A 13,227-nucleotide genomic window follows, 5' to 3' on the forward strand; every position below is an offset into this window, starting at 1 on the left:
TCCCACACTTACATTTGTTTCTTCCTTATCAAATATATTTTGAATCAACAGAAAATATTTTAAGTAACCATTAATAGCTTCTAGAGCTATTTTATGTTTGAAATAAACTCGATATTATAATCTATTATCCCTTCCTTCCTCATGGTGCTAAGTACATTGCTCACTGTTTGCCTAGAGGTATTTGTAAGGTTTGCAATCTCTTTATGCGAAAGTAAATTTTTGGCAGTTAATTGCCCAGCTTCATCAGTTTCACCAAACTCTTCCAGGTAATCTGCAATAAATTCTTTAATTCTTGTTACGCTATCTTTATACAATAGATTGTGAACTCTTCTTTCTAGTTTTTGAATTCGAAGACCGTAAATTTTTAGCACACCATTTTTTAAAGACTTATGTTTTTCCATAAGTGCTTCCATCTGTTCCGATTCTATGTAACAGATTACGCAGTCCTCCAAAGCATAAGCTATTTCTTCGCTTGCCGCTTTTTTATCATATAGTGCAAGTTCGCCAAAAATATTACCACGCTTTAAAACATACTTAACAGTGTTGTTCGTTTTATTTACAATTTTTACACTCCCTTTTTTTAGAAAGAACACACTATTCTTATGCTCATCATTAAGGTTAATAGGTTTTCCCTTTTCAATATTATCCATTTCTAGAATCTCAACAATCTTCATCATATTGAACATGCCAAGCTTCTTAAAAAGATTGAAATCTTCTAAAAACCAGTATTTTGTAATTGCTTTCAATTGTAGTTTGGTAATAATTATAAAACCAAAGGTATCACATTTAACATTTGAATGATGGTATTAAATTTTTGATAGTTACTTAAGGCGACACTTGTTACGATTTTATTTCTCTTAAACTTCCTTCCTTATTTAACCGAAAAGCCACTTGAAAAGGAAGCCATCAATAACAACTATAACGATTTGGTTCAGAAGATGATATTTAATTACTTTTAACGAGTTTAGCAACTCCAATTCCAAATTCTCCAGATACTGAATAATATAGGTATACATCTTTGTTATCAATTAAAATAGCCGGATCTCTCAACTCATGCAATGGTTTTCTAGAAAAACCTTTTACAGATTTTTCAATAGGAAGATTTACACCTTCATAATCCATTTCTGGTTTTAATACTTCTTTAACCTCGTTAGCTTTCCAGCTTTTCCATGAACCTTCAGAAAGATCAACATCACAACTTAATATCCGTTCTGGTGCATCTCCTTTTTGGGAATAAAATACAGCAAGCTTATCTTTTTTTAAGCTAACAGCTGTATGTCTGGCTTTAGGTAAAATTAAAGCACCTTTCTCAAATGGTTGCATACCATCTTTAGACCGATAAAAAGCACCTTTTACTAATGCATAATATTCCGATTTGTATTTAAAAACACGAAAATAGGAAGGCCCTAATATGATATCGGATGCTTTGAAATCTATTCCATTTTTAGACGTGCTTAAAAACGTTTTTTGCCCTTCTTTATTCTTGTTATATCCATGAAAATACATTCTAATGGTTTTCGTTTCTTCATCTATAATAATATCTGGCGAAGCTATATGGCCAACAGCTGCTGTTTTATCAATATGAAGCACTCCTGGTTTATATACAGTCCAAGGTCCAACCGGCGAATTTGCATAAGCTAACCGAATAAACTTACCATGATGATGCGCAAAATACATATAGTATTTACCTAGAGGATTTTCAATCCAATCGGGTACTTTTATCACCGATGGTCCGTTTATATTTTCACCTAATCGGCCTTCTAAACCATCCATTTCCGGATAGATCATCAAATTATTTTCCGAACGTACAAAAACACGATCGTTGCCCTCTTCTAAAATAGAACTAGACACAACAATTTTAGACTTGCCTTGCCCTTCATTTTGAGCATAACCTTGAAACATTATTAAACTCAGGACAAGAAATAAAGTCTGTTTGCAAAAAAACCGATTTATCATATATACTTTTTTAGAATAGAACGACTTGTTATAAAAAGCAGTAATTTTTATTTCTGCTCCTGTGTTCCCGTTTGTAATAGCTTATCAACAACATTACCTGTTAGGCAAACAAAAATAGCCTTCACTCTATCTTTATAAGTATTAATTATTCCCTATTCGTATAAATTATGTTTCATTTTGATGTAAAACACCTTTAAATAGCACGAAACAGAGTAAGGCTTATCTTTTTAAAATAAGATAAGCCCTTCTCCTCTATCTACTAAAAAATTTATATTATATTAGTAAAACTTTACCTACGTAGATATATTGTGAATAAATTTCTAAAACATATCTAATTTAAAGACGAAAAACAATTCATCTTAAACACCTACAGAAAACCATGAAAAGAAAGGCTATTATTAAAACCACCACGTTCAAAAACTTATTTTATTTAGCATTAATTTCAATCGTGTCTATCGCTTGTGGTTCTAGAATTAATTCAAAAAAAGTTGAAAATTTCAATACCATGGAAGGTGTTTGGGAATTAAGCGAATTCTACCATCTTGCTAATGGAGATACGCTTATAGTAGATACTTCAAAAGTGCAACATAAAATTTACCTAGACGGCTATGTAATATGGAACACAGATCCGGCTCCCGATGCTTCGGAATGGCATGCTTATGGTACTTACACTTATAAAAACGACACCATTATTGAAAAGCTAACATCTACTTCGAAATCAATGAAAAGTGATGTGAACACATACGTTATACCCATTGAACGCGGAAAAAACTCTTACAAACAAGTAAACACTTATAAGAATAATGATACCATTTATCACAACATTGAAGTTTATAAAAAAATAAATTAAAGTTCATCAACCACTTTCCTTACAGAACAAAAAAAGTCTTCTTATACATACTTAAAGTATTTATAGGAAGACTTTATAATTTCCAGTTCAACCTACTTTTAATAAATGTTCTGGATACCATCCCCCAAAAAAAATCGTGACCAACTTATTCATTGGTTGCGTAAAACATCCATGATAATTTATATTATCTGTTATTATTTTCATGCTTCATTTTTTATTAAAGTGATATTGAAAACCCGGCCTTCCTCATGAAAAAATTAAGCCTTTTCTCCTATTATTACATCTTCTAAAAGTGTCCATATTTTATAACTAAAAAGAGCATTTATAATATTTTTTTTTAGACATTCAAATCTATCCCTAGTAAAATTATTTCACATCAACCATTTCGAAACAGCTGTTATACATAGTAATTTCAATCATATGCAACAATTGTTTCACCATTAGTCCATTTTGTTTTACTCTACATTCTATTAAAAAAGTAATTTTATTCAAATCATTTTAAGTATTAAAATTTCAATTATTAAACGTCTTTTTTAAACTATAACCATGACCCACAGAATAAAAAATATCCTTTTAGTTTCTGCACTAATTTTAAGTACATCTAGCTGTAAAAACGAAGTAAAAGAAATTAGTAACACCGAGAGTAAAACCACTTCATTGAAAGATGCTTTTAAAGGTAATTTTCTTATTGGAGCGGCATTAAACAAATCTCAAATAGAAGAAAAAGACACATTATCTATAAACCTTATAGAAAAAGAATTTAATACCATTACTCCAGAAAACGAAATGAAATGGGAACAAATTCACCCACAAAAAGATACATTCTATTTTGATATTGCCGATAAATATGTAGCACTCGGAGAAAAAAACAATATGCATATTGTTGGGCATACTTTGGTTTGGCATAGCCAATTGGCGCCATGGATGCAAAATGAAAAAGACAGCATTACTATGGTGAAAAATATAGAACACCATGTAAATACTATTGTAAAAAGATACAAAGGCAGAATAGATACTTGGGATGTGGTGAACGAAGCTTTAAATGAAGATGGCAGTTTTAGAACTTCTAATTTTTATGAGGTTATGGGCGATAATTTTATAGCTCTTGCTTTTAAATTAGCTGCTGAAGCCGACCCAGGTGCAAAATTAGTTTACAATGATTACAACCTTTGGAAACCAGAAAAAAGAGCTGGTGTAGTAAGGCTTGTAAAAAATCTACAAGAAAAAGGTGTAAAAATAGATGGTGTTGGTATGCAAGCCCACTGGAGTTTAGAAGGCCCATCTATAGAAGATATAGAAAATAGTATTCTTGCTTATGCCGCATTAGGCGTAAAAGTTAGTTTCACCGAGTTAGATGTTACAGCTCTACCAAACCCATGGGATTTGGATGGTGCTGCGGTAGAACAAAGTTATGAGCAGTATGAAGGTGATCCAAAAATGAATCCGTATCCAGAAAAATTATCTGAAGCTGCAGCTATGCAATTGGCTAACAGATATGAAACTATTTTTAAGCTTTTCTTGAAACATAAAGACAAAATTGATAGAGTTACATTTTGGGGGGTAAACGACGGTCAGTCTTGGTTAAATTACTGGCCTATAAACGGAAGGACGAATCATCCGTTATTATTCGATAGAGACTTCAATCCTAAAAAAGCATATGAGCGTGTTATGGCTTTAAAAAGTGATAATCAACCAAAACAAAACTAAAAGTTATGAGTTCTGATACACAAAAACTTTCGGTTAGAGAAAAAATAGGATATAGTTTAGGAGACCTAGCTGCCAATTTAGTATTTCAAACATTAGTGACCTATCTAGCTTTTTTCTATACTGATATTTATGGTCTTGAAGCCAATCATGCTTCAGCAATTATATTAAGTGTTGGCCTTGTTGCTGCTTTCGGGTTTAATCCAATTATTGGTGCTATTGCAGACAGAACAACTTCTAAATGGGGAAAGTTTAGACCATGGATTTTATGGACAGCAGTACCACTTGGAGTTGTGGCACTTTTAGCCTTTAGCACACCCAATTTTGAATATAAAGGCAAAGTTATTTATGCCATTGTTACTTACACTTTATTACTTTTACTTTATGCTGCAAACAACTTACCATATTCAGCTTTAAGCGGTGTAATTACTGGCGATATGGGCGAACGAAATAGCATTTCTGCGTATCGTTTTGTTGCAGTAATGTTTGCACAATTTTTTGTGCAAGTATTTATGCTACCTATTATTGAATCTGCCGGAGGTGGTGATAAAGCCGTTGGAATAGAAATAGTAATGACGTGGCTTGCCATTATAGGCACCATTATGTTACTCATCACGTTTTTCACTACGCGAGAACGTATTGTTCCTAAGCCAGAACAAAAATCGAGTGTTAAGGAAGATTTATCCGATTTATTTAAAAACAAACCTTGGGTTATAACGTTAACCGTTACCACATTAGTTTTTGTTACTCTAGCCATGAAAGGAGGCTCTTATGTGTATTATTTTAAAAACTACGTAGATGCCGATAGATTAACAAGCTTTATAGGTCCGTTATTAGATTTTCTATCAAGTATTGATGTAAATTTCTTTGGTGAAGATCCTGTATCTGCCGGGTTTGGATTATTCAACGCTGGTGGTATTATTTTCATGATAGTTGGTATTGGTTTATCTAAAAAATTAGCAGACAAATATGGAAAAAGAGATGTTTTTATGACGTTTTTATTTATTTCAACTTTGTTTATCATCTTCTTTTATTTCTTCTCTTCAACATCTGTAGAACTGATGTTTGCATCACAAATTTTACATGGTTTTTTCTACGGAATCACTATCCCGCTACTTTGGGCTATGATTGCCGATGTTGCAGATTATTCTGAATGGAAAACGAACCGGCGAGCAACAGCCATTATTTTCTCTGCAATGATGGTTGGTTTAAAAGGCGGCTTAAGCATTGGCTCTGCGCTTTTAGCCTCCATTTTAGCAAGTTATGGTTATGATGCAGACCTTACGCAACAAACAGCCATTACAATTACAGGCACTAAAATGCTTGTAAGTATATATCCTGCAATTCCATTTTTACTAGGAGTAGGTTTACTTTTCTTTTATGAAATTAATAAGAAAATGGAATTACAAATTGAAGCTGAACTAAAAGAACGAAGACAAAGTTAAAACTAACAAAACATAAAATTATGCCTGAAGAAAGTATCGAAAACATCAATTTTGATGACCTAAATAAGCGTGCTATTTCCCAACCATTGGTAACCAATATTTACACTGCAGATCCATCTGCCCATTTTTTTAACGGAAAAATATACATTTACCCATCTCACGATGTTGATGCTGGAGAAGCTTTTGACGATTTAGGAAGCCACTTCGCAATGGAAGACTATCATGTAATCTCAATGGATTCTATCGATAGTGAAGCCGTAGACCACGGTGTCGCTTTACACGTAAATGATGTGCCTTGGGCAAAAGAGCAAATGTGGGCTCCAGATGCCAACGAAAAAGACGGTACATATTATTTGTTTTTTCCTGCAAAAGCTCATGATGGTGTTTTTAGAATTGGAGTCGCCACAAGCAACTCGCCTATAGGACCATTTAAAGCGCAACCAAAAGCTATTAAAGGCAGTTTTTCTATTGACCCTGCAGTTTTTAAAGATGACGACGGGAGTTACTACATGTATTTTGGTGGTCTTTGGGGCGGACAATTACAGCGCTGGAGAAGTGGAGAATTTAATGCAGCTCAACCCGATAGCCCAACGGCATTTCTTCCTGAAGATAACGAATCTGCATTACTCCCTTATGTGGCAAAAATGACGGACGATTTATTAGAATTCAGCGAAAAACCAAAAGCTATAGAAATTTTAGATAAAAACGGAAACTTACTATTAGCTGGCGACAATAATCGTCGTTTTTTCGAAGCTGCCTGGTTACATAAATATAACGGTAAATACTATTTCTCTTATTCTACCGGAGACACGCATTTTATCTGCTACGCTATTGGAAATAACCCTTATGGGCCATTTACTTATGGCGGACGTATTTTAAACCCTGTAATTGGTTGGACCTCTCACCACTCTGTTTGTAAAGTTGATGAAAAATGGTATTTATTTTATCATGATTCTAGTTTATCTAAAGGTGTTACGCATTTAAGGTCTGTTAAAGTTGCTGAAATCACACATAGAGAAGATGGAAGTATTGAGACCTTAACCCCTTATAAAGACTAATTTTTATTATGAAATAATACTTCAAATAAGACTATAAATGAAATGGATTGTAAAGCGACTTATTGAGAATTACAATCCATTTTTATTTAATATGAAGTTTAACTGAAAACTTCAAACCTAAATTATTTCACTTACTAACCACCCAGTAGATCCCTCCATAAATATGATCTAAGAAATTTTTGTCTTTATACGATTCTGGTTTATGCCCTAAGGCTGTATAAAATGACTTTCCTCCTTCATAATATTGAAACCAAGAAATAGGGTGTATTTCTCCCATACCTTTTAACGGAATTTCATCATAACCTGCAGTAAAATTATAAGAAGCTTCATCAACAGTTAATACTATATTTAGTTTATCTGAATTCATATTTTCAAAATTATACCACTCATCACTACGTAACCATTTATTTGGCAAATGCCATGTTGCTGGAAAATCGTTGTTTTCAACCTTTACAATGGCAGCCTGTAATTTTGGATGATCAACAAATTTTGCGCCCACAAGGCCATCAAACCAAGTATTATCGTTTTCACCATCTGCTGTTCCATGTATACCAACAAAACCTCCACCACGTTTCATAAATGTTTTTAAAGCAACCATATGCTTTGTCTTCAAAGAATCGGCATTGGCATTCATAAATATTACTACATCATGTTCTGGTAATTTCTCGATAAGATCATTTGGTCGTTGTGTCCAATTAAATTTGAATTGATGTTCTTCTGCCATATCTTCAAAGGCCTGAATAGCAACAGGAATGCTATTGTAGTGCCAATCATCATGTTGGGTAAACAATAAAACACTAAACTGATCTTGAGCATTGGTTTTAATCATTGTAAGCATACATAGAGTTAATAAAAGATTCTTAATTGTGACAGGTTTCATAATCAAAGGTTTATTTTAATAATTCATAATAAATATATTCCCAAGCTAAACCAACACTAAACAACGGTGGAAAGCTATAATCTTCAACTTCAGATAAAATATATTGAACTCCAGATACTTCTTGATACTTAAATATATCTTCGAAATCTATTTTCCCGCTTTCTCCTAATTCTTTATAGTCTTTAACATGCCAACTAATAAATCGGTTAGGATAGGTTTCAAAATAATGAACAGGATTAACACCTGCGACATGCATCCAATAGATATCCGATTGAAAATACACATATTCCGGATTTGTGTTTTGCAGAAAGTAATCGTAAACTCTTATACCTTCAACCATTAAAAATTCATCAGCATGATTATGAAAAATAAATTTTAAGTCATTGTCTTTACAAAGTTTTCCGATTTTATTATAATAATTACAATAATCTTGAAGCTCTTTAATTGTCTTAATACTTTTTATTTTACTATTTGAAGTTGAAAGATATTCGACACCCGCTTTTTTATGATCTTGTATAGCCTTATCCCACCAAGACTTGATTGCAACATCATCATTTTTATCTGCAGGATCAAAGAATGTCATGGAACCCAAAAACCTCATACCTGCTTTTTCAACTACAGCCTTGAACGCTTCCGGAGTATAACCATAAAAACCCTCTTCTTTATACACAAAAGTTTCAACATAACTATAACCCATTCTACCTAATTGAATCAAGGTTTTTTCTGGATTTTTAAGCATATCATCATGCACCGAAACTAATTGAATACCTATATTCTTATTTTTAGGATTATGCTTGATATATCTCGTTTTCCATAAATGTTTTTCATTATTATCAAAGCCTTCCAAAGTAACATCGGTATAATTATTAAAGTTAAAATTAACCGTCATGGTGTTATTTCCATTAAGATCTTTATCCTGCATGGTCCATTTTTTTTCTGAAGAAAACCTGCCTTTCCCTGTAAAAAAAGCACCTTCATTATTATGTCCGGCTGCAAAGACAGTATTCGTAACACGATCATAACCAATTATCTCCCTAAGTATTGGTTCATATTTACTGGCACTATTTTTTTGCAAAACCGTTATGCTAAGCGAATTATTATTAAAATTACTTATACTCCTCATTTTCAAAGCCGGCAGTGCTGCAACGCTATCTGTGCTAGAATTAATAGCACTTACCCATTGCCCAGAATATTGCCTTAATCTATCTTTTTGAGAAGAAATACTATAGTCTGTTTGCCCAAAACTGAACGTAGATATTAATACAGTCAATATCTTAATGATTCTATTTCTTGTTTCCATTACAATTCTTCTTTTAAACCTTCTAAAACTCCAAAATAAGCTGGTTTTGGTTGTAAATTATCATCGTAAATAGTTGGCCAATCGGTTAAACTAAAAAAGCCATCTATCCAGGAGTCTCTATCTGTAAAATCCCAAAATGTAATGCCGTATTGTTGTGCTTTCGGTACAATGGAACGGTACATTTTAACAAGGTTTTTATATTTTTCGGCTTGTGCCTTTTTCATATCTGTGGTTAATTCAGTGTAAATTTGTTCACCACCATATTGCGTATCATTATGTGTATTAAAAATAATATCAACTTCAGATAAATGAATTTTTAAACCTGTATCGGCTGCTTTCTTCAACGCATTTGCAATCACCTCATCTGGAATATCCATACGGATATGCATTTGAAAACCTAAACCATGAATTGGAATATTTTCCGCCCTTAAATCTTCTATTAATTTAAGTGTTGCATTTAGTTTTAAAGTGTCTCGCTCAATATTAAAATCGTTATAAAACAAAACTGCATTTGGGTCGGCTTCATGGGCATAAGTAAATGCTTTAGCGATGTAATCTTTGCCCATAATACTGTACCAGATGGTCTCTCTCATGGCTCCTCCTGCAGATTCAAATGCTTCGTTTACAACATCCCAGCCCGCGACTTTACCTTTATAGCGGCCTACATAAGTTGTTATATAATCTTTCATAAAACCGGCTAACCACAACGTATCTTTTAAAGCTTTCTCTTCTACCCATTTAGGTGTAGAACTGTGCCAAATTAAATTATGACCAAACAAACGTTGGTTATTATTTTGAGCGTAATTAAGAATACCATCTATTCTGCTCCAATTGTACACACCTTCGCTTTCTGTAATGCGGTTCATTTTCATGTCGCTTGCAGAGGTTATGCTATTGAAGTTTGATTTTTGTAAATCTTGAAGCTCAAAATCGGCATTTAAAGTTTCAATTTTAATGGCGGTTCCTATTGGAAATTCCGCATTAGCTTTTAAGCCATTTTCTTTCTGTTTTTTATTACATGCCTGCATAACTAGTAATAACAAGGTTACACAGATAATTTTTAAGGTTTTATTGAAAAGCATATTTTTATTATTTGTTGGTTACTTTCGTTTGTATGTTTTTTATCTCTAGACCTAAATACTTTAACTTTTTTATATAGAAAAGCCCTAAAATGCGGAACAACTTAGGGCTTTCTAACTAAAATCTTAAATGATATTTATTACTCTAATCCTTCTAAAAACCCAGCATATGCAGGCTTTTTATTATAATCTTCGTCAAACATTAATGGCCACTCTGGAACACCCCAGAAATCTAACAACCAAGACTCATTATCTCTTACACCCCAAACTGTTAATGCAAATTTATTATCCAACGGAATGGCATTATAAATTTGAACAACCTCTTTAAATTTGTCTTTCTGAGCATTTGCTCTATCTGAAGAAAGTGAAGTTAAACTGGTATCTTCTTCTGGGTTTGCTCTAATATCTAATTCTGCAAAGTGCAATTTTAAATTTCTAGATACTGTACCATCTGCAACAGCTTGAATATTGGCTGCAGAAGGCCCGTTGTAAGAAATATGCATTTGTGCACCTACACCATCAATTAAATCTCCCAACTCATCAACCAAGTTAAACATAGCTTGACGTTTTGTTGGGCTAGATGCCATGTTGTAATCGTTATAAAAAAGAATTACATCTGGGTCTGCATTTCTAGCAAACTGAAAACATTTTTTAATATAATCATCTCCCATTTTTTGTCTAAAAACTGAATTTCTTAACGGGTGCCCTGTACCATCTTCAAAAGCTTCATTCACAACATCCCAAGAACGTACCTTTCCTTTATAGTGATTTAAAGTTGTTGTAATATAATCTTCTACCATAGCTTCAAACTCTGCATCGGTTCCAGAAAAATTTTCTACCCAACTAGGTGTTGCATTGTGCCAAATTAAAGCGTGCCCATGCACATTCATATCATTTGCTTGAGCGAAACCTACAATGGCATCTCCAGCAGAAAAATCATAATTACCTTCTGATGGATACATAATATTCATCTTCATTTCATATTCCGAAGTCAAGTTATTAAACTCATTCTTTAGAATTTCTATATGCTTACCTCCTGCCGTAACATAAGGCGATCTTGTAATTGTACCTACCGAAAATGTAGTTGCTGCACCTTTTAAACTCGCTGTATTTACACTTCCACAAACGGCATTAAGACAAATACCAATTTCATCTACAATAATATCTTTACTAATGGTGTTTGTAATACCATCACTAGATACGGTAAGGCTAATAGTATATCTTCCTGGAGTATTGTAAGTCACCTCTTTTACTCCTGCTCCATCAGCAATAGCGCTAGAGCCATTTCCGTAATCCCAAACTCCGGTATATGGTAGGTAATATTCGGTTGTATTATTTAAAATAAGCACTTTTGGATCTGATGGTGATATTGTGAAATCGAACGATGCTTGTATAGCATCTGGAAGTTCGGTTGGTCCAAATGTTGGAGAATCATCTGAAGAATTAGAACAGCTAAAAGCCATAAATAATACGACCAAACGAATTATATATTTAAATGTGTTTTTCATAGTTTTTTCGTTTTGTTTAGTTTTTAACAACTTTAATTGCATCTATTAAAAATGTTCCTTTTGTTTTCCCCATATCTAAAGCTATGGAAGATGTATCTGAATTTGCTGTAAATGTCCAAGCATATTTTGTCCATTCTGCAGATGCGATATAACCACCAGCATATTGTTCGGTACTATTTGCACCTGGATTAGTAGAATATCTAACAGAAACAGCATCGCCTTTAATCCATAATGATACGGTGTAGTCTGCTCCATTCTCAGTTGCAAAACCATCACTTACCATTTGAGCTTCCCATTCGTTACCATCGACGCCGTTATTAACTCTAAGCGCTCTAGAACCACTTAAAACATCTACAGTTTCTTGAGTCATTCTATCTGCTCCATTGTTTTGACTCCAATTAATAAAATCATTTTCTTCACCTGCTTCTAAATCACCGTTTAATAATTCGCTATCATTAGAAGGTAATGGCAAGGCAACTTCGCCTTTTACAACCTCAACAGCATCTATTATAAATGTTCCTTTTGTTTTTCCCATATCTAGGGCTAATAAGGTTGTTGCAGAATTTGCTATAAAGGTCCAAGAGTATTGAGCCCAACCGGAAGTTGCTGTGTAATTACCAGCATACTGATCGCCACCAACTCCAGGGTTTGTAGAAAAACGGATTGAAACAGGAGAACCTTTAATCCAAACAGAAGCAGTATATTTTTCACCATCTACGGTAGGAAATGCATCTGAAACTAATTGAGTTTCCCATTCGTTACCATCTGCATCATTATTAATTTTTACAGCTCTAGAACCTACTAATGGTTCGCTGCGTTCTTCCGTCATTCTATCGGCTCCATTATTTCTACCCCAATTAGTAAAATCATTACCTTCACCTTCTCCAAAATAACCATTAGCTAACAAATTCTCAGGATTTATTAAATGACGAATGTCTGATGGCGGTGGCAAGGTTACCGTAATATTTTGACTTGTATGTAAGTTTGTTAAAGCACTTACCATAGTTAATTTTACTGTTTTAGAACCTGAGCTTTTATACTCATATACTAACGGGCCATTTTGATCGATTACTTTAGAACCTCCAACTTCAAATTCCCAAAAGCTATAAAACTCTTCTTTATTTGGTGTTGTATTTTCGAATGTAAAAAAGCCAGACTCTCCTTCTGGAGCAGTTACCGTAAATTGTGGTTGTGTTAGTTCTATAACCGCATCGTCATCAGAACATGACCAAAACGCCAGACTTAAACATAAAAAACTTAAAATTTTAGTTGTTTTCATAATTGTTTTAATTAGTTTATTTAGTTATCGATATGTTTTCAACTATAAAAAAGTAACCTGAAGTATTTTTTTAATTGAATCCATATTTTTGATACTCAAATTTATTCTTTAACCACCTTTTTGAGTATAATAAATGTAGCGATGAATGATAAAATTGTTGCTTTTTAC

At 33.3% G+C, this 13,227-nt stretch carries 11 protein-coding genes; 4 read left to right on the top strand and 7 right to left on the bottom strand.

Annotation, left to right across the window (positions count from 1 at the left end):
- Positions 1-86: 86 nt before the first annotated feature.
- Positions 87-746, bottom strand: a complete 660-nt coding sequence (locus tag V6246_RS05375) for a Crp/Fnr family transcriptional regulator (protein ID WP_341559442.1) — start codon at positions 744-746, stop codon at positions 87-89.
- Positions 747-945: 199 nt separating this feature from the next.
- The gene (locus V6246_RS05380) at positions 946-1,902 is read right to left on the bottom strand and encodes a hypothetical protein (RefSeq protein WP_341559444.1); all 957 of its coding nucleotides are present in this window, start codon (positions 1,900-1,902) and stop codon (positions 946-948) included.
- A 433-nt stretch (positions 1,903-2,335) separates the two neighbouring features.
- On the opposite strand from V6246_RS05380, the gene V6246_RS05385 reads away from it, so the two are divergent.
- The 4 genes from V6246_RS05385 (at position 2,336) to V6246_RS05400 (ending at position 7,013) form a co-directional block, all read left to right on the top strand.
- A complete protein-coding gene (locus tag V6246_RS05385; RefSeq protein ID WP_341559446.1) occupies positions 2,336-2,806 on the top strand; it encodes a hypothetical protein in 471 nt (156 codons plus the stop codon).
- A gap of 546 nt (positions 2,807-3,352) precedes the next feature.
- Complete coding sequence (locus tag V6246_RS05390) at positions 3,353-4,513, top strand: endo-1,4-beta-xylanase (RefSeq protein ID WP_341559447.1); 1,161 nt, start codon at positions 3,353-3,355, stop codon at positions 4,511-4,513.
- Positions 4,514-4,518: 5 nt separating this feature from the next.
- Positions 4,519-5,955: an MFS transporter gene (locus V6246_RS05395; protein WP_341559449.1), complete on the top strand. Its 1,437-nt coding sequence runs from the start codon at positions 4,519-4,521 to the stop codon at positions 5,953-5,955.
- 20 nt (positions 5,956-5,975) lie between these two features.
- A complete protein-coding gene (locus tag V6246_RS05400; protein ID WP_341559450.1) occupies positions 5,976-7,013 on the top strand; it encodes a glycoside hydrolase family 43 protein in 1,038 nt (345 codons plus the stop codon).
- 127 nt (positions 7,014-7,140) lie between these two features.
- Here the strand turns inward: V6246_RS05400 and V6246_RS05405 are convergent, their stop codons facing one another.
- The 5 genes from V6246_RS05405 to V6246_RS05425 all read right to left on the bottom strand — a co-directional run bounded on the left by V6246_RS05405 (position 7,141) and on the right by V6246_RS05425 (position 13,059).
- Positions 7,141-7,893, bottom strand: a complete 753-nt coding sequence (locus tag V6246_RS05405; RefSeq protein ID WP_341559452.1) for a ThuA domain-containing protein — start codon at positions 7,891-7,893, stop codon at positions 7,141-7,143.
- 10 nt (positions 7,894-7,903) lie between these two features.
- A complete protein-coding gene (locus V6246_RS05410) occupies positions 7,904-9,193 on the bottom strand; it encodes a sugar phosphate isomerase/epimerase family protein (protein WP_341559454.1) in 1,290 nt (429 codons plus the stop codon).
- Complete coding sequence (locus V6246_RS05415; protein ID WP_341559455.1) at positions 9,193-10,275, bottom strand: endo-1,4-beta-xylanase; 1,083 nt, start codon at positions 10,273-10,275, stop codon at positions 9,193-9,195. Before V6246_RS05415 ends, V6246_RS05410 begins: the two co-directional genes overlap by 1 nt.
- A 137-nt stretch (positions 10,276-10,412) precedes the next feature.
- A complete protein-coding gene (locus V6246_RS05420) occupies positions 10,413-11,780 on the bottom strand; it encodes an endo-1,4-beta-xylanase (protein ID WP_341559457.1) in 1,368 nt (455 codons plus the stop codon).
- A gap of 16 nt (positions 11,781-11,796) precedes the next feature.
- On the bottom strand, positions 11,797-13,059 hold the full coding sequence (locus V6246_RS05425; RefSeq protein ID WP_341559458.1) for a carbohydrate binding domain-containing protein: 1,263 nt from the start codon (positions 13,057-13,059) through the stop codon (positions 11,797-11,799).
- Between the last annotated feature and the right edge of the window lie 168 nt (positions 13,060-13,227).

Source organism: Algibacter sp. TI.3.09 (assembly GCF_038154905.1).
Lineage (GTDB): Bacteria > Bacteroidota > Bacteroidia > Flavobacteriales > Flavobacteriaceae > Algibacter.